The following is an 18031-nucleotide window of genomic DNA, read 5'->3' as shown; positions in this document are numbered from 1 at the left end:
AATTCGTGCCTCTGCCCCCCTATAAGGTCACCTCGAGCACGCGCTTGCGGCTGACTGCCAGGCGAAAAAAGGCGCAACTATTGCGATGCAAGGATGCCCCGTCTAATGCCGTAACGGCCTACCCTATGCCGAATCGGCATGAGATTTCCCAAACGGAACGCGCAAACCAACCGGATCGAAGACGACATTTCAGCAGGCATAAGTGCCGTGAAACGGCCGTTTCAGCGTAGCCGGGCTTTCTTTTATAAACGTGGAGGACCTATAAAGGGTGGCGATCCGAAACGCGCCTGCGCAGGTGACTCGCGTGGGTATTGTCCGATATACGGTCAGCCAAGGGGGGATAAGTTGAGTGCGGGAGACAATATGCCGCAGCGCGGACCTGCTTATGACGCTCTATCGACAGGCCGCTCTGGCACAAGCCTCTTGAAGCATAAGCTCTACGCAAGTTCGCCAAGCCTTCACGACTTCGCGAACCTGCGTCGCAGCTCTTACCTGACCCGGCCCTTTCGCAGGCACCCCTTGTGCCCGTAGGTCACTCCGACCCTGAATGGTCAGAACGTCCCGGCCCCCTGGTCATGCACCGGCCCTCCTCGGGCCGTGCAGAAGAGAAAAGCAGGGCTGCTTTTCTCGTTTTCAAAACTCAATACCAGTTGGGATCTTTCTTGAGTTGTTCCATTAACAATTTCTGCATACCGTCATCGGGCTTGCCGAGGAAACGGTAGTCCGCGTGACGGGTCGGCGACTTGTCGGCGGGCAGTCCGGCGGGGACTTGCACCAACATGGCGTAGGCCTCGTCCTTGTCAAAACTGAAGGCGACGATCAGGCGCTGGTTGCGGCATGTTGCCTGGGTTTCGCACAACGGGCCGACCAGATACTTATCGCCATCTTCCTCGACAGCATTCATCTGCTCCGAATCGCCCGACAGGTTCATCACCCATTCCGGCAGGCGCTCTTCTTTTTTGACCAGGTGCTGCCAGGTCTCACGGTATTGCGGGTCGGCTTCAAGCAATTGATTGACCCGCATCTGCCCATCGTTGGCAGCCATTGCCATGGCACTGCCGCCCAACAGCAGGGCGGCGGCCAGTCCTTTAAATGAAGCGTTCATGGTCAACCACGACCGCGGCGGCCAAAGAAGAAGGAAGCGATGAACATCACCAGGAATACGACAAAGAGAATCTTGGCGATGCCCGTGGCGGTGCCCGCGATACCACCGAAGCCCAGTACGGCGGCGATGATGGCAATGATCAGGAAAGTAATTGCCCAGCTCAACATGGTGATTCTCCTTACGCTTTTCTATTTAGTTAGGGTCTGGCGGCGATGGTTCCGGCCCGGTGGACGACCGGTCTATCGATTAAAAAACCCAGCGTTCCTGGCGAGGCAGGTCAGTCACTGGTTGTGCTTGGTCAACGTCCATCATGCGCATGGAACCTGCAACGTCCGAGAGGCTGCTGACCGCGCTGAAATGGGTTTGAGGGGCGCGCTGAATGGATACCAGTGGCGCCTCGGGCTGTTGGCTCTCATGCCAGAGAAGCAATTGCTGACCCGCCACGAGGGTGACCAGCAGCGCCACAAAGGCCCAGAAAACCTGCTGGAGGTGCAGGGAAGTGATTCGAAACTGGGCGACTCTTTGACGATTCATCCTGGAATTCCTCCTACACCCGAGTGGTGATCTGGTTGAAGCGCCTTTAGCGCCACGTTGATCAGATCATTGCAGTCGCCGTGCCAGATTTTTGGCAAAAAAAATATGATTAAAATCAATAAGTTAAATATGGCGCGTAAAACACCGAGGGCGCATCCTGCACGATGACGTCGGAGCGAGTCGTGCGTATTGCACGAGCGAAGCGAAGGGGGCTTTAGATTCTTTTTGAATTGCCCATCACAAACAGCTGTCGGAATGAGCAAGCCGAACCGTCCGAGGCGGTTTAACGGCAAAAAAATGGACTCAAATCAATCTTTTAGACATCAGACGTCCACAGGGAGGTTCGTGGTGAGTAATATCCCCTCAGAAACGACCATGCAACTTGCCCGATTTTTCTGACACTAACCAACATCATTCATTAAGGAGCGTAGGAAAATGGAATCCGCCACCGAGCATCAAGGCCGCATTCTGCTGGTAGACGATGAGTCCGCCATCCTGCGTACGTTCCGTTACTGCCTGGAAGACGAAGGCTATACCGTCGCCACCGCCAACAGCGCCGCCCAGGCCGACACCCTGCTGCAGCGCCAGGTGTTCGACCTGTGTTTCCTCGACCTGCGCCTGGGCGAAGACAACGGCCTCGATGTCCTGGCGCAAATGCGCATCCAGGCGCCGTGGATGCGAGTCGTGATCGTCACCGCCCACTCGGCAGTCGACACCGCGGTCGACGCGATCCAGGCCGGCGCCGCCGATTACCTGGTCAAGCCATGCAGCCCGGATCAATTACGCCTGGCGACCGCCAAGCAACTGGAAGTGCGCCAGTTATCGGCGCGGCTCGAAGCCCTCGAAGGGGAAGTGCGCAAACCCAAGGACGGCCTCGACTCCCACAGCCCGGCGATGAAAGTCGTACTGGAAACCGCCCGCCAGGTCGCCAGCACCGACGCCAACATCCTGATTCTCGGCGAGTCCGGCACGGGTAAGGGCGAGTTGGCCCGGGCGATCCACGGTTGGAGCAAGCGTGCGAAGAAATCCTGTGTGACGATCAATTGCCCGTCGCTGACCACCGAACTGATGGAAAGCGAATTGTTCGGGCACAGCCGCGGTGCGTTTACCGGCGCCAGTGAGAGCACACTGGGGCGCGTCAACCAGGCTGACGGCGGTACGCTGTTTCTCGACGAGATCGGCGACTTTCCCCTGGCATTGCAACCAAAGTTGCTGCGTTTCATCCAGGACAAGGAATATGAGCGCGTCGGCGATCCGGTCACCCGTCGCGCCGATGTACGGATTCTCGCGGCCACCAACCTCAACCTTGAAGACATGGTGCGCGACGGGCGTTTTCGCGAAGACCTGCTGTATCGCCTGAACGTCATTACCCTGCACCTGCCGCCGCTACGCGAACGCACCGAAGACATCCTGACCCTGGCCGACCGCTTCCTGGCGCGCTTCGTCAAGGAATACGCGCGCCCGGCCCGGGGCTTCAGCGACGAGGCTCGCGAAGCACTGCTCAGCTATCGCTGGCCAGGCAATATCCGCGAGCTGCGTAACGTGGTCGAGCGCGCCAGCATTATCTGCCCCCAGGAAAAAGTCGAAATCAGTCACTTGGGCATGGCCGAGCAACCGGTCAACAATGCACCGCGAATCGGTGCCGCGCTGAGCCTCGACGAATTGGAGAAGGCCCACATCGGCGCGGTGCTGGCCACCGCCGACACCCTGGACCAGGCGGCCAAGACCCTGGGCATCGATGCGTCCACGCTGTATCGCAAACGCAAGCAGTACAACCTGTGAGCAACACCCTATGAAACTGGCGATGAAGCTGCGCACCCGACTGTTTCTCAGCATCTCTGCCCTGATCACCGTGGCATTGCTGGGGTTGGTACTTGGCCTGGTCAGCGTGATGCAGATGGCCAACACCCAGGAACAATCGGTACGCGACAACTTCACCCTGCTGGACCTGGGCCTCAAGCTGCGCCAGACCCTGGGCGATCAGTTGATGATCATGCTCGACGACCAACCCAACCTGGCCGCACTGGAAGAGTCCAAGCGCCAGTATTTCGGCTTACTCGAGGAGGGCATTGCCCACGAACGAGCACTGGAAAATTCTCCGCAGAACTTCACTAAGGCGAAGGCCGACTACGTCAGTTTCCTTGAGGCCTTCACCGCGTCTCGCCAGCAAGCGCCGCAACTCACCGGCATTCAGGACCTCACCGAAAAATTCAATGTGCTGCGCAGCGGGCTGATCGAAGGGTACCGGCACGCGTTGAACAACATCAGTGAAACCCAGAGCCGGGCCCGCGAGCGTGCGCTATTGATTTCCGGGTTGCTGGGGTTGGTGGGGCTGGCGGTGTTGATCATTGGTTTCGTCACGGCCCACGGCATCGCCCGGCGTTACGGAGCGCCGATCGAGGCGTTGGCGGCGGCGGCGGATGACATCGGCCAAGGCAACTTCGAAGTGACGTTGCCGGTTTCTTCCGCCTCAGAGTTGAATCTCCTGACACGGCGTTTCGGCATCATGGCCCAGGCACTGCGTGAGCATCAGGCCACCAATGTCGATGAACTGCTCGCCGGCCAGCAACGTTTGCAAGCGGTGCTCGACAGTATCGACGACGGCTTGCTGATGATCGACCGCCAAGGCCGCCTGGAGCACCTCAACCCCGTGGCCCAGCGTCAGTTGGGCTGGGACGAGGAACGCCTGGGCCAGGGACTGGGCGAGGCACTGGGACGCCTGGAGCTGGATGAAGAGTTGCAACTGGTGCTTCGCGGCGGCACCCAGGACCGGGCACCGGACGACCTGAGTATCGAGGTGGATGGAGAGTCGCGCGTGCTGACCTACAGCCTCACACCGGTCAGTCATACCCAGGGTCACATCCTCGGCGCGGTGATGGTGCTGCACGATGTCACCGAACAGCGCGCGTTCGAACGGGTACGCAGTGAGTTCGTGCTGCGCGCGTCCCACGAGCTGCGCACCCCCGTCACCGGCATGCACATGGCGTTCGGCCTGTTGCAGGAGCGCGTGCATTTCCCTGAAGAATCCCGTGAAGCCGACCTGCTCAACACCGTCAATGAAGAAATGCAGCGGCTGATGCAGCTGATCAATGACCTGCTGAACTTCTCTCGCTACCAGAACGGCTTGCAAAAGCTGACCCTGGCCCCTTGCTCCATCGAAGACTTGCTCGAAGCGGCCCGGTTGCGGTTCGCCGCCCAAGCCGAGGCCAAGGGCGTCGAATTGCTCGTGGCGATCCAAGGCCCGTTGCCGCGTCTACATGCCGACGCTGCGCAACTGGACCGGGTCATGGATAACCTGATCGACAATGCCCTGCGTCACACCGGTGACGACGGCCAGATCCGCCTGCAGGCCCGGCGCCACGGCGAGCGGGTGATCATCAGCGTTGAAGACAACGGTGAAGGCATTGCCTACGGTCAGCAGGGACGGATCTTCGAGCCTTTCGTCCAGGTCGGACGCAAGAAGGGTGGCGCTGGCCTCGGCCTGGCGCTATGCAAAGAGATCGTCCAGCTCCACGGTGGGCGCATGGGGGTTTATTCAAGGCCGGGGCAGGGCACGCAGTTCTACATGGCCTTGGCGGTCTGAGAAGACTCAGGCTTCGTCGTCCAGGCGTCGTCCACGCAAGCGCCGGCCGCGGGTAATCAGTTCGATGAGCTGCACCGCACTGAGTGCATGGGCGAACAGCCAACCCTGGCCAAACTTCACCCCTTCGCTGCTCAGATAGGAGGCCTGGGCTTCATACTCGACCCCTTCGGCGATTACCTTGAGTTGCAGTGCGTGGGCCATGCGAATGATGTGCGGCGCGACACCGCTGCTGGCGGCATCGTGGCCCAAGGCGTCAATGAAGGCCTTATCGATTTTCAGGCAGTCCACCGGCAGGGTTTGCAGGTAGGCCAGGCTGCAATAACCGGTGCCAAAATCGTCGATCAACACCTGATGCCCGACGTCGCGCAATGACTGCAGGTTATCCCGGGCGACCAGCACATCAATCAACCCGCGCTCAGTCACTTCGAAGGCAATCTGGTGCGCCGAAACCCGATGCAGCGCCAGCAGGCGGGCGATCACTTCGCCAATGCGCGGCACCATCACATCGCACGCCGCCAGGTTCACCGAGATGTACAGCTGCGGATTGGCCCGCAATAGCTGGCCCAATTGATCAAACAGCCGCTGCAGCACGAAATCGGTGATCTGGCGGATCTGCCCGGTGTTCTCGGCCATCGGGATAAACAAGTCCGGACTGGTCAGGGTGCCGTCCGGTCGTCGCCAACGCAACAAGGCTTCGGCCCCCACGCAGTTGCGGCTGTTCAGGTCGAAAATCGGCTGGTACAGCACCTGCAACTCGCCACGTCGGATGGCTCCGTGCAATTCGGCATCCATGGATTGACGCTGGCGCGCCAACAAAAACACTTGGAAGCCGATCCCCAGGCCCAGCATCAAACTGATGGGCAACATCCACCAGGCGTTGGCCGGAATGATAAATCCGTTGCGCGGCGCGATCAGTACCAGTTGATATTCCGGGCTGTCGGTCGGCATCCGATAGATCAGCCGGGTCTGGGTCACTTGCAAGGCATTGTGGCTTTTCGGTGGCCAGGGTTCCGTCGGCGGCCAGTATTGGTCGGTCCCCAACACGGGAATGGCCCGCTCACCGTGATCCAGGACGACCAGCAGGCTGCTGCCCGGCGGGAGATCGACCACATCGGTCAAATGTCCGCGAGAGGTGGCCACCCGAAAGTTGCCACGTCCCAGCATCAAGGCCGCGCGGTCTTCGTCGGGTTCGGTGGTGGTGTTGAGCCAGTAATTGTAGGTCGGCCCCCGGATGTCGGGCGGGCGGGTCACAGACAGGCCGCTCTGGCGTGGACGATTGGAGCAGACGCCGCTGCCATCGATGTACACCGCTTCGTAGACGAAGCGGTAGTTGAAGCTGACCTGACGCAAGGTCGCGATCATGTCATCGTCGCATCCGCGCAACGGCTGGTTTTGCAGATCGTCGAGACCTTCGCGCAATTGTCCGAAGAGTTGCTCCAAGCGTTGCAGAAAGCGCTCGCCCTGGGCATTCATCTGGTCGCTTTCACGTTGCTGGATCTGCTGCATCACCACAGCCAGACTCCCCGCCAGCAACAGCACGGTGCTCAAGGCAGCCGCCATCATCGCCAGGAAAAGGGGGCGATGGAGCCAGCTCTGCAGGGTTTCTCGGGCAGCCGTCATCATGGGTAATCCGAAAGTTACCAATGAGTTATAGCTTCTGATTTGGATTTAGCGCTGATCGTCAGACGGGCGTCATTATTTTGTCTGGTTAAGTACCTGCAAAATAGCCGCACTTTGCGCGTCTGGCGTACCGTCGAAGCGGGTCGGCCGATAGTGCATCTGGAAAGCAGCCAGCACGTGGTGGGTGGCCACATCCCATTCGCCCGTCTGGGGCGTCGGATAGCCGAGGCGGGCCAGTTCGCCCTGGAACCAGCTGGCACTCGGCAACTGCGCGGCGAATACTGCCTGCTGGCGCGCCACGGCCTGTTCGTCTGGCCAGACTCCCAGGCCTGCTTCTGCCAGGCGCTTCCAGGGGAACAGCGGGCCCGGATCGAGCTTGCGCAGGGGAGCGATGTCGCTGTGGCCAATGATGTTGCGCGGGTTGATCGCGTTACGCTGGACGATGTCCTTGAGCAATACGATCAAGGCCTGGACCTGAGCTTCGCTGTAGGGATACCAAAGGCGCGCGGTGGGCGTATCGACGAAACCTGGATTGACGATCTCGATACCGATGGAACTGGAGTTGAGCCAGGTCCGGCCTTCCCATTCGCTTTCCCCGGCGTGCCAGGCGCGACGACTCTCATCCACCAGCTTGTAAACGGTCGCGTGTTTATCGTCGCCAATCAGGTAATGAGCGCTGACTTCACCGTGGGTCAGCAATGCCAGGGAGCGCTCAAGGGAGGCCGAAGTGTAATGCACCACCACGAATTGGATGCGGCTGTCCTGATTGACTGAAGGGTGGCTGGTATCGAGCCGAGGGCCGCTGGCGCAGCCGGCCAGCACCAATAAAGCGACAATGAGCGGGAAAAATTTCATGGCGGAATGCATTACGCGCTGGAAGTAATGCAACAGTGTAACGTATCGTCTTGCGAATGATCTGGCCCGCGGCGATATTAAACAAATTGGAACAATTGAGTGTTCAGCCCAGCTCCACGCGGTTGCGTCCGGCGTTTTTTGCGCGATAGAGCGCCAGATCGGCTCTTTTGAGCACCAGATCGCTGCGTTCACCCGGTTTGAATGCCGTCATGCCAATGGACACGGTGACCGTCACCGGTTCGCCCTTGAAGTGGAACGGACAGACTTCGATGGCCGCGCGCAAGGCCTCCGCCAATTTGACGCCAGCGGCCAGGGGCGTGTTGGGAACCAGCAGGACAAACTCTTCGCCGCCGAAGCGGGCAATGAAATCGCCACCTCGCAGGCGTCTACGCAACACCGAGGCGATGAGCTTCAACACCCGGTCACCGGCCAGATGGCCGTAGTTATCGTTGATGCGCTTGAAATGGTCGAGATCGAGCATGGCCAGCAACAGGCTATTACCGTGCTGCTGCCACTGGGTGACTTCATGTTCGAGGCGCTCGGACCAGGCGGCGCGGTTAGGTAGCCCCGTGAGCGGATCGACCAGGGCCTTTTGCCGCTGTTCTTCGAGATTATCCCGCACGACCTGGGCATCCTGCTCCATCAACGCCACGCGCTCGGCCAGGCTTTTCAGGCGAGCCGAGACTTCCTGCTCACGCAGATCACGCTGTTTCTGGTGCTGATCCATGGTGCCCAGCAAGCCTTCGAGGTGATTCTCCAGTATTTGCTTGAGGCTCTCCAGGTCATCAGCTTCCTGGACGCTGCTTTGCAGGCCATCTACGTGTTCGCGGATCTGGGTGTCCATGTCCCTGGAGGCTGACAGATTATCGGCATGGTCTTCGCTGGCGGCCCGCAGGCTGTTCTGGAATGACTCGAGTCGATCATTAAGCCGCTGCAGGTAGGCTTCGAACTCATGCTGGCCGCTGTCGGTGATGGCCAGCATGAGTACCGCCAGATCATCGAGGATCGGCAGCAGCTCGTACCAGTTCAGGCCATTTTTCAGGCGTTCACGCATGGCCTCGGCTTGGGGTCGATGCCGCTCGGGCAGGGTCAGGTCGCCCAACAGGCCCAGCAGGGTGTCTTCGATATGCCTGGCCACCGAGCTGTAGGAGGGCTCCGGTGAATCGGGCAGGGCGTACTGGGCTTCATCCGTTTCGGTGGGCAGCGGATCGACGGTTGCCAGAAGCTCGGCCGGCTCTGGCAGGGGGAGCGGCGCTTCGGGCAGCGTATTGGACGGCTCCTCCGACAGCAGCTCATCAGGATTTTCGACTGCCGAGAGCGGCTCCGTGCGCTCGTCGGGGATCGGCGCCGGCCCGGCGGCTTCAACCGGCTCAATGGCGGGTTGAGAAACTTCGGATACGGGGGGCGGGGTGGGCGCTGGATCAGGCTCGTCCATCGGCGCAATGATGGCGACCGGCTCGGGCGCCGCCTCCAAGGGTAGGGCTTGCTCCGGTACCGGTATCGGTTCTTGTGCAGGCGTAGGTGGAGCCGGCGCAGGTGCAGGTGCAGGTGCAGTCTGTACGGACATAGGCGTGACAGCCACGGCCTCGGCTGCCGGTGACACAGGCACCGGCGGCTTCGCTTCCGACACAGGCACCGTGCGGTCCTGGGCAGGCTCGTTTGGCTGGGGCGTGGTTTCTTCGTGGCCAGGCCCACCAAACAGTCGCTGCAGCAGGCCGGGGCGATTCGGTTCGGTGGGTGCCTCCAACGCACTCAACGCCTTGCCTTGCAAGCTGCTCAGCTCGCTGAGCAGCAGCGGAATCTCCCGGGCCTGGCCAATACGGTCCTCCAACTGCTTGGAAAACTTCTTCAGCGGCCGGCTGACTTCCTTTGGCAGCGGCAGGGTTTGCAGTTGGGTAACCAGGGCCGTCAATGCGGCGCTCATCTGTTCGATCCGGGTCTCGCGGCGCTGCTCGGAATCGAGCACGGCTTTTTCCAGGCGCGGCAACAGGCCGGCGAGGGCGGCATCCATGTCATCGGTGCGCACCACCTCGCGCATCTCTTTCATGCATTGATCAACCGCCCGGTCAGTGCCCTCGGCGGCCAGGGTGCTACGCACCAGGCCACGACGCAGCAAGTCGAGCCGAGCCGCCCAGCGGCGCTCTAGCTTTTCCTGCTGTTCGATACTCTTGAAGTACTTCTCTCTCCAGCGTTCGGCGTCGTCGCTCATTCATCGGATCCGCGAGGGGCAGGACTCAGCGCGGGAAATGCATCAGCCGTGAGCGAACCCGGCAAACGAATTTCGACCGCGACAGGCAGGTGATCGGAAATGGGCTGGGCCAGCACCGCGACGCGTTCGAGGGTCAGGGTCGGGCTCAGCAGGATATGATCCAGGCAGCGCTGGGGGCGCCAGCTGGGGAACGTCGCTTCCAGTTGCGGGGCGAGCAGGCCCAGATCACGCAGGGGCGAGGTTTGCAGCAAGTCGGTGGCGTGGGTATTCATGTCGCCCATCAGCACCTGGTGCTTGTACCCACCGATCAGCTCGCGGATGTAGGCCAGTTGCATCGTGCGGGTACGCGCCCCGAGAGCCAGGTGCATCATGACCACCACCAACGCCTCCGGCCCCTCGCCAAAACGCGCGAGGATCGCCCCGCGCCCCTTGGGGCCCGGCAACGGATGGTCTTCAATCGCCCACGGTCGCAAGCGACTCAACACACCATTGCTGTGTTGGCCGAGACGACCGAGGTTGCGGTTGAGCTGTTGATACCAGTAGGGAAATGCGCCCAGCTGGGCCAGGTGTTCCACCTGATTGACGTAGCCTGACCTCAAGCTCCCGCCATCGGCCTCTTGCAGGGCCACCAGGTCGAAATCTTTCAGCAGGTCGCCGATTTTCTGCAGGTTACCGGCTCGCCCAGTGTGGGGCAGCAGGTGTTGCCAGCCTCGGGTCAAGTAATGCCGGTAGCGCTCAGTGCTGATACCCACCTGGATATTGAAACTGAGCAGCCGCAGACAGCCGTCGGCAGGCAGGCCCGTGGAAATGACATGATGCTCGTTGACCCGCGGCTCATGCAGGCCAACGATGCGTTCGGTGCTCCAGCGGGCCATGGGCGGGGCCGCGCTTAGTTGGCAGCAGCCTTGGTGGCCGCTCGCTCTTTGGCGACCAGCTGGTCGGCCAGTTGCAGCGCTTGCTCGGCACCGCCGGCAGAACCGATATCAAAACGGTATTTGCCGTTGACGACCATGGTCGGTACGCCGGTGATCTCGTATTTCTTCGCCAGCTCACGGGCCTTCTTGATCTGGCCCTGAATGGCAAAGGAGTCGAAGGTGGCCAGGAATTTTTCCTTGTCTACGCCTTGGGTCGCCAGGAAATCGGCCATGTCTTGTTTATCGGTCAGCTTCTTGTGTTCTTTCTGGATCGCGTTGAAAACGGCGGCGTGAACCTTGTGCTCGACGCCCATGGCCTCGAGGGTCAGGAACATCTGGCCGTGGGCATCCCAAGGGCCGCCGAACATGGCGGGAATGCGTACGAAGTTCACATCCGAAGGCAGCTTCTCGACCCACGGGTTGATGACCGGCTCAAAAGCGTAGCAATGCGGGCAACCGTACCAGAACAGCTCCACCACTTCGATCTTGCCAGGCACGGCCACTGGAACAGGGTTGGTCAATTCGACGTAGGGGGCCTTCGATTCGTCGGCGTTGGCTTGGACGGCCATGCCGAACAGGCTGGCGAGGACGAGCCCGGCGCTGATGATCAGATTACGCATGCTTTACTCCTGGACAATGAGGGGACCTCGCAAGGCCTTTTGTAAGACAGGCCATGGCAGGTTCAAGTTCGCTAGTGTAACGGCAGCGGCCACAAAAAAGGGCGGCCAAAGCCACCCTTTTGATGCTCGCATCGAGAGATTAATCGAGCGTTAACGTTGCAAGGGATGTACTCCCCCTCGCAACGCCAGCCAAAGCCTCAGTGCAGGCCCTGGATGTAGCTGGACACCGCCGCGATATCTTCGTCGCTCAGCTTTTTCGCAATGCTCTGCATAGGCTTGGTATCGCCGTCGTTGGTGCGGCCGCCTTCTTCTTTTCGGAAGTCGGTCAGTTGCTTGCCAACGTACTGGGCGTGCTGGCCGCCCAGGTGCGGGAAGCCGGCAGCGGCGTTGCCTTTACCGTCAGGGGAGTGGCAACCGGTGCACGCTGGAAGCCCCTTGTTCAAGTCACCACCGCGGAACAGCGCTTCACCACGAGCCACGAGCTTCGGATCGGCAGCGCCGACACTGCCCTTCTGGCTGGCGAAATAGGCCGCGATGTCCGCCAGGTCCTGATCGCTCAGGTTGGTCAGCAGGCCGGTCATTTCCAGCACCGTGCGCTTATTGGACTTGATGTCGTGCAACTGCTTGTTCAGATAACGTTCGCCCTGGCCCGCCAGTTTCGGAAAGTTTGGCGCCATGCTATTGCCATCCGGGCCATGGCAGGCCCCGCATACGGCCGCTTTCGCCTGACCGGCGGCGGCATCGCCAGCGGCGTGGGCTACACCGGATATCCCCAAGGTCAACAGCAGACTCACGATCAATTTGTTCATCAGCTAATCCAACTACGGCTAAGGGTTAAAGAGTTATGGACCGGGCTTACTCGCTCATCCACTGGATGATGGTTCGGTAATCCTCGGCACTGCAGTCCATGCACAAACCACGCGGCGGCATCGCCTTGAAACCCTGGGTCACGTGTTGCACCAGCGTCTCCATACCTTTCGCCAACCTCGGCGTCCAAGCTTCCTGATCACCCTTGCGGGGTGCCGTGGGGAGTTGGCCGGAATGACAGGCACCACAAACACGGTTGTACACAGCTTCCGGATCCTGTGTAGCCTGAGCGCTGTAAAGCGGCATCAAGACACCGGCAGCTAGCAGCCATTTCGTCATAAAACGACCTTTTCAGGGTTGAGAGCGAGCTGCGTTCTAGTGCGCAATTTCGGTCGGTCGCTCCCGTGAGCTTCATCCTACGCTGGGACAAAGCGCACACAAAATCTGCGGCATTATATACTGGCGTCACTGAAACGGAAACGACACAGCTTGCCGCGTCCATTCCCGACGCCGCCCACATCGGAAATCCCATGCAACTGAAGAACCCCATCCTTGGCCTGTGCCAACAGTCCACCTTCATGCTCAGCGCCGCCAAAGTCGATCAATGCCCCGACGATGAAGGCTTTGAAGTGGCTTTCGCCGGGCGCTCCAATGCCGGCAAATCCAGCGCGCTGAACACCTTGACCCATGCAAGCCTGGCTCGCACCTCGAAAACCCCGGGGCGCACGCAGCTCTTGAACTTCTTCAAGCTAGACGATGAACGCCGTTTGGTCGACCTGCCCGGCTACGGCTACGCGAAAGTGCCGATCCCGCTCAAACAACATTGGCAGCGCCATCTGGAAGCCTACCTGGGCAGCCGGGAGAGTTTGAAAGGCCTGATTCTGATGATGGACATCCGCCATCCGATGACTGACTTCGACCTGCTGATGCTCGACTGGGCTGTCGCCAGCGGCATGCCCATGCACATTTTGCTGACCAAGGCGGACAAGCTCACCTACGGCGCGGCCAAAAACACCTTGCTCAAAGTGCAGGCGGAAATTCGCAAAGGGTGGGGCGACACAATCACGATCCAGTTGTTCTCGGCCCCCAAGCGCATGGGCCTGGAAGAGGCCTACACTGTGTTGGCCGACTGGATGGAATTGGCTGACAAGGGCAGCGAAGCGGCCGAATAGGCCAAATCGCAGGCAAAAAAAACCCCGGACTTCGTATGGGGAGGGGGAAGTTCGGGGTCCAAGTTCCGGACCGCTAGGGCGGGGTCCAGATATCTGCCAACACTTAACACAACATAGGAGCATTGAAGGGCTTCACCAGCCATTCAGAATCTCTGAGTGGCGATTCACGGGTTTAGTTCAGATTATTTTTGGAAATAACCGTAGGATTTTTCCAAACTAATGAGGCCGCACGTAGGTTTTCGGTGACTCAATAGAGCATGGGTGTCTGGGCCGACGCTATCGCGAGCAAGCTCGCTCCCACAGGGAATGGGTGTTGGGCTCGGTATTCGGCTCGACACAAAACCCATTGTGGGAGCGAGCTTGCTCGCGATGACCTTCTTTCATTCCCCGCAGATGTATCAGCCGCCACGAGAGCCCTCGACCTCAGGGCTTGGGAATCAGTGCGCCTCGTCCCAGTTATTGCCCACGCCCACTTCCACCAGCAGCGGCACGTCCAGCGTGGCGGCGGCGCTCATGTGCTGGCGAATTTCCTCGCGCACCCGGTCGACCAGGTCTTCGCGCACTTCCAGCACCAGTTCGTCGTGTACCTGCAGGATGACCTTGGCATCCAGCCCTGAGGCCGTCAGCCAGCGATCCACCGCCACCATGGCTTTCTTGATGATGTCAGCGGCCGTGCCTTGCATCGGCGCGTTGATCGCCGTGCGCTCGGCGCCTTTGCGCAACGCCGGGTTTTTCGCATTGATGTCGGGCAGGTACAGGCGGCGTCCAAAAATGGTTTCGACGAAACCCTGCTCGGCCGCCTGGGCGCGGGTGCGCTCCATGTAAGCCAGCACACCCGGGTAGCGGGCGAAGTAACGGTCGATGTAAGCCTGGGATTGCTTGCGATCGACGCCGATCTGCTTGGCCAGGCCGAACGCGCTCATGCCGTAGATCAGACCGAAGTTGATTGCCTTGGCGCTGCGGCGCTGGTCATGGGTGACCGCGTCCAAGTCGACGCCGAACACCTCGGCGGCCGTGGCCCGGTGCACGTCCAGATCGTTGCGAAACGCATGGAGCAAGCCTTCATCCTTGGCCAGATGCGCCATGATCCGCAGTTCGATCTGCGAATAGTCCGCCGCCAGCAACTTGTAGCCTTTCGGCGCGACGAATGCCTGGCGGATGCGTCGGCCTTCGGCGGTGCGGATCGGAATGTTCTGCAGGTTCGGGTCGATGGAGGACAGACGCCCAGTCGCGGCGACGGCCTGCTGATAATTGGTATGGACACGGCCGGTGCGGCTGTTGATCTGCTCCGGCAGGCGATCGGTGTAGGTGCTCTTGAGCTTGCTCAACGAGCGGTACTGCATCAGCACCTTGGGCAGTGGGTAATCCTGTTCGGCCAGCTCGGCGAGCACGGCTTCGGCGGTCGATGCCTGACCCTTGGCAGTCTTGCTGAGCACCGGCAAACCGAGTTTTTCGTACAGGATCACGCCCAATTGCTTCGGCGAGCCCAGGTTGAATTCTTCACCGGCAATGGCAAACGCCTCACGCTCCAGCGCCACCAGTTTCTCGCCCAACTCGACACTCTGCACACCCAGCAGGTTGGCATCGACCAGCGCCCCCTGGCGCTCGATACGCGCCAGGACCGGCATCAGCGGCATTTCGATGTCGTTGAGCACGGTACCCAGGCTTGGCGTGGCGGCCAGTTTTTCCTGCAGCGCCTGGTGCAGACGGAACGTCACGTCCGCATCTTCGGCGGCGTAGGGGCCGGCCAGCTCCAGGGAGATCTGGTCGAAAGTCAGCTGTTTAACGCCTTTGCCCGCGATGTCCTGGTAATCGGTCTTGCTTTGGCCCAGGTACTTGAGCGCCAGGCTGTCCATGTCGTGGCGGGTCGCCGTGGAGTCCAGCACATAGGACTCAAGCATGGTGTCAAAGGCGATGCCCTGGACCAGGATGCCATTGTTCTGATCGCCACCGACGGCACAGTTGGCCAGGATGTTGGTTTCAAACTTGGCGTGCTGGCCGATCTTTAGCTTGTTCGGGTTTTCCAACAGCGGTTTGAGCGCCTTGAGCACCGTGTCGCGGTCCAGTTGCTCCGGCACGCCCATGTAGGAGTGGGTCAGTGGGATGTAGGCCGCTTCAAACGGGGCAACGGCGAACGACAATCCCACCAGTTGCGAATGCTGGGCATCGCCGCCGTTGGTTTCGGTGACGAAGGCAAACAGCGGCGCTTTGTCCAGTTTGCCCAGCCATGCCTCGAAGCGCGCCTGATCGAGGATGACTTCGTACTTAGCCTCGACAGCGCCGGGCTGTTCGTCGCTGACTTCGACGATCTCCTGGCCGGCACGCTTGGCGTCGCGCTGGTTTTCTTCGAACCAGCTCTTGAATTCCAGCAGGGTGTACAGCTCGGCGAGTTTCTCGTGATCCGGCGCGCCCATCTGCAGGTCGTCGAGACCGACATCCAGAGGCACGTCGGTCTTGATCGTCGCCAACTCATAGGAAAGCAGCGCCATTTCCTTGTGCTCTTCAAGCTTGGCGGCCAGGGTCTTGGCACCACGGATCGGCAAGGTGGCGACGATGCCCAACTGCGCATACAGCTCGGTCAGACCGCCATTGACGCCCACCAGCAGGCCGGATGCGGTCTTCGGACCGATGCCCGGAACGCCGGGGATGTTATCGGAGGAATCCCCCATCAGCGCCAGATAATCGATGATCTGCTCTGGAGCGACGCCAAACTTCTCCTTCACGCCAGCCACGTCCAGGGCGCTACCGGTCATGGTATTGACCAAGGTAATGTGCCCGTCGACCAGTTGCGCCATGTCTTTGTCACCGGTGGAGATCACCACCGGACGGTCGGCCGCCGCGCTGCTGCGAGCCAACGTGCCAATCACGTCATCGGCCTCGACGTTGTCTACACACAGCAACGGGAAGCCCAGGGCCTTGACGCTGGCATGCAACGGCTCGATCTGCACGCGCATGTCGTCGGGCATACTCGGGCGGTTGGCCTTGTATTCGGCGTACAGGGCATCGCGAAACGTCCCACCCTTGGCGTCGAATACGACGGCGAACGGGCTGTCCGGATACTGCTTGCGCAGACTCTTGAGCATATTCAGCACGCCCTTGACCGCACCGGTCGGCAGGCCTTTGGACGTGGTCAGCGGTGGCAGCGCGTGAAAGGCGCGGTACAGATAAGAAGAACCGTCCACCAGGACGAGGGGGGCTTGGCTCATGAGCAGGATCAACCTTTTCGGCGGGTCCGGGGCTAGAATAGCGGGACCGTTGACGACAAAGGGACAAGGTTATCATGCGTACACTAAATCGCCTGTTACTGGCTGGCTTGTTTGCAATCACCCCGTTGGCCGTCATGGCGGCGGACGACGCCCCCTCGGCGGACCCGGATGTCACCATCCGCACCGAAGGCGATAAAACCATTCAGGAGTACCGGCAAAACGGCTTTTTGTACGCGATCAAGGTCACGCCCAAGAACGGCAAGCCTTATTTCCTGGTGCGGGCCGACGGCAGCGATGCAAACTTCATCCGTTCGGATCAGCCGGATATGCTGATTCCGTCCTGGAAAATCTTTGAGTGGTAATACCGCTCTGCACTTCAACCGGCGCCCGCTGAAGGGCGCCCGTACTGGCAGTTTTAACCATGTCTGTGTTCACGCCCCTGGCTCGGCCCGAGCTGGAAACCTTTCTCGCCCCTTATGGGCTCGGCCGCCTGCTTGATTTCCAGGGGATCGCCGCCGGTAGCGAAAATACCAATTTTTTTATCAGCCTGGAGCAGGGCGAATTCGTCCTGACCCTGGTCGAGCGCGGCCCGGTGCAGGAAATGCCGTTCTTCATCGAACTGCTGGACGTGCTGCATGACGCCGACTTGCCGGTGCCCTACGCCTTGCGCACCACCGACGGCGTGGCGCTGCGGGAGCTGGCGGGCAAGCCGGCGCTGCTGCAACCGCGCCTGGCGGGCAAGCACATCAAGCAGGCCAACGCGCAGCATTGCGCCCAGGTCGGGGAGTTGCTGGCGCATCTGCACTTGGCGACCCGCGACAACATGATCAAGCGCAAGACCGATCGCGGCCTGGACTGGATGCAGGAGGAGGGCACGAAGCTGCTGTCGCACCTCGATGCCGAGCCGCGTCAGTTGCTAGAGGCTGCGCTGGATGAAATTTCGCTGAAGAAGGTAGGCATCCTGGCGCTGCCCAGAGCCAACATCCACGCGGACCTGTTCCGCGACAACGCGATGTTCGAGGGCACGCACCTGACCGGGTTGATCGACTTCTACAACGCCTGCTCCGGGCCGATGCTGTATGACGTCGCCATTGCCTTGAACGACTGGTGTTCGGATGACGACGGCGCACTCGATGGCCCCAGGGCGCGGGCATTGCTGGGAGCTTACGCGGCGCTGCGGCCATTCACCGCCGCCGAGGCCGAGCTATGGCCAACGATGCTGCGCGTGGCGTGCGTGCGGTTCTGGCTATCGCGGTTGATCGCCGCCGAATCCTTTGCCGGGCAGGACGTGTTGATTCACGATCCGATGGAGTTCCAGCAGCGCTTGGCGCAGCGGCAGAAGGTTCACGCGTTGCTGCCTTTTGCCCTGTAACAGCAGGCAAGCGCGAAGCGGCTGCTCTTGTGGC

General features: G+C 60.6%; 16 protein-coding genes. 5 read left to right on the top strand and 11 right to left on the bottom strand.

Going from position 1 to position 18031, the window contains the following annotated elements; translation table 11 throughout:
* Positions 1-640: 640 nt before the first annotated feature.
* From LOY70_RS00260 to LOY70_RS00250, 3 genes are all read right to left on the bottom strand, one after another.
* Positions 641-1105, bottom strand: coding sequence for an inhibitor of vertebrate lysozyme family protein (locus tag LOY70_RS00260; protein WP_265032369.1), 465 nt, complete (start codon positions 1103-1105; stop codon positions 641-643).
* Between the two features lie 2 nt (positions 1106-1107).
* Positions 1108-1272: a DUF1328 domain-containing protein gene (locus LOY70_RS00255; protein WP_003177151.1), complete on the bottom strand. Its 165-nt coding sequence runs from the start codon at positions 1270-1272 to the stop codon at positions 1108-1110.
* A 79-nt stretch (positions 1273-1351) separates the two neighbouring features.
* The gene (locus tag LOY70_RS00250; protein ID WP_265032368.1) at positions 1352-1639 is read right to left on the bottom strand and encodes a hypothetical protein; all 288 of its coding nucleotides are present in this window, start codon (positions 1637-1639) and stop codon (positions 1352-1354) included.
* Between the two features lie 435 nt (positions 1640-2074).
* Between LOY70_RS00250 and algB the strand changes: the two genes are divergently transcribed.
* Positions 2075-3421 carry a sigma-54-dependent response regulator transcription factor AlgB gene (algB, locus tag LOY70_RS00245; protein WP_265032366.1) on the top strand — a complete coding sequence of 449 codons (1347 nt, stop codon included), beginning with the start codon at positions 2075-2077 and terminating at the stop codon, positions 3419-3421.
* 10 nt (positions 3422-3431) lie between these two features.
* Positions 3432-5222, top strand: a complete 1791-nt coding sequence (locus tag LOY70_RS00240) for an ATP-binding protein (protein WP_265032365.1) — start codon at positions 3432-3434, stop codon at positions 5220-5222.
* A 6-nt stretch (positions 5223-5228) separates the two neighbouring features.
* Here the strand turns inward: LOY70_RS00240 and LOY70_RS00235 are convergent, their stop codons facing one another.
* From LOY70_RS00235 to LOY70_RS00205, 7 genes are all read right to left on the bottom strand, one after another.
* Positions 5229-6842, bottom strand: a complete 1614-nt coding sequence (locus LOY70_RS00235; protein ID WP_265032363.1) for an EAL domain-containing protein — start codon at positions 6840-6842, stop codon at positions 5229-5231.
* A gap of 75 nt (positions 6843-6917) precedes the next feature.
* Positions 6918-7697 carry an N-acetylmuramoyl-L-alanine amidase gene (locus tag LOY70_RS00230; protein WP_265032362.1) on the bottom strand — a complete coding sequence of 260 codons (780 nt, stop codon included), beginning with the start codon at positions 7695-7697 and terminating at the stop codon, positions 6918-6920.
* A 103-nt stretch (positions 7698-7800) separates the two neighbouring features.
* A complete protein-coding gene (locus LOY70_RS00225; RefSeq protein WP_265032360.1) occupies positions 7801-9906 on the bottom strand; it encodes a diguanylate cyclase in 2106 nt (701 codons plus the stop codon).
* Entirely contained in the window at positions 9903-10781 is an 879-nt protein-coding gene (locus LOY70_RS00220; RefSeq protein ID WP_265032359.1) for an endonuclease/exonuclease/phosphatase family protein, read from the bottom strand. Before LOY70_RS00220 ends, LOY70_RS00225 begins: the two co-directional genes overlap by 4 nt.
* A 14-nt stretch (positions 10782-10795) precedes the next feature.
* The gene (locus LOY70_RS00215) at positions 10796-11440 is read right to left on the bottom strand and encodes a thiol:disulfide interchange protein DsbA/DsbL (RefSeq protein WP_265032357.1); all 645 of its coding nucleotides are present in this window, start codon (positions 11438-11440) and stop codon (positions 10796-10798) included.
* A 197-nt stretch (positions 11441-11637) separates the two neighbouring features.
* On the bottom strand, positions 11638-12249 hold the full coding sequence (locus LOY70_RS00210; RefSeq protein ID WP_123344583.1) for a c-type cytochrome: 612 nt from the start codon (positions 12247-12249) through the stop codon (positions 11638-11640).
* A gap of 46 nt (positions 12250-12295) precedes the next feature.
* Positions 12296-12586 carry a c-type cytochrome gene (locus LOY70_RS00205; RefSeq protein ID WP_025211090.1) on the bottom strand — a complete coding sequence of 97 codons (291 nt, stop codon included), beginning with the start codon at positions 12584-12586 and terminating at the stop codon, positions 12296-12298.
* A 191-nt stretch (positions 12587-12777) separates the two neighbouring features.
* On the opposite strand from LOY70_RS00205, the gene yihA reads away from it, so the two are divergent.
* The gene (yihA, locus tag LOY70_RS00200) at positions 12778-13419 is read left to right on the top strand and encodes a ribosome biogenesis GTP-binding protein YihA/YsxC (protein WP_265032352.1); all 642 of its coding nucleotides are present in this window, start codon (positions 12778-12780) and stop codon (positions 13417-13419) included.
* Between the two features lie 437 nt (positions 13420-13856).
* Here yihA and polA read toward each other — a convergent pair whose 3' ends face one another.
* Positions 13857-16625 (bottom strand): DNA polymerase I, encoded by a 2769-nt coding sequence (polA, locus tag LOY70_RS00195; RefSeq protein ID WP_265032350.1) that lies wholly within the window; start codon positions 16623-16625, stop codon positions 13857-13859.
* A gap of 74 nt (positions 16626-16699) precedes the next feature.
* Between polA and LOY70_RS00190 the strand changes: the two genes are divergently transcribed.
* Both LOY70_RS00190 and LOY70_RS00185 read left to right on the top strand, forming a co-directional pair.
* The gene (locus tag LOY70_RS00190; RefSeq protein WP_025211087.1) at positions 16700-16987 is read left to right on the top strand and encodes a DUF2782 domain-containing protein; all 288 of its coding nucleotides are present in this window, start codon (positions 16700-16702) and stop codon (positions 16985-16987) included.
* Positions 16988-17046: 59 nt separating this feature from the next.
* Positions 17047-17997, top strand: a complete 951-nt coding sequence (locus LOY70_RS00185; RefSeq protein WP_265032348.1) for a homoserine kinase — start codon at positions 17047-17049, stop codon at positions 17995-17997.
* The last annotated feature ends 34 nt before the right edge of the window (positions 17998-18031 follow it).

Source organism: Pseudomonas sp. B21-054 (genome assembly GCF_026016345.1).
Taxonomy (GTDB): Bacteria; Pseudomonadota; Gammaproteobacteria; order Pseudomonadales; family Pseudomonadaceae; genus Aquipseudomonas.
This window is presented reverse-complemented; position numbering and strand designations above follow the sequence as displayed.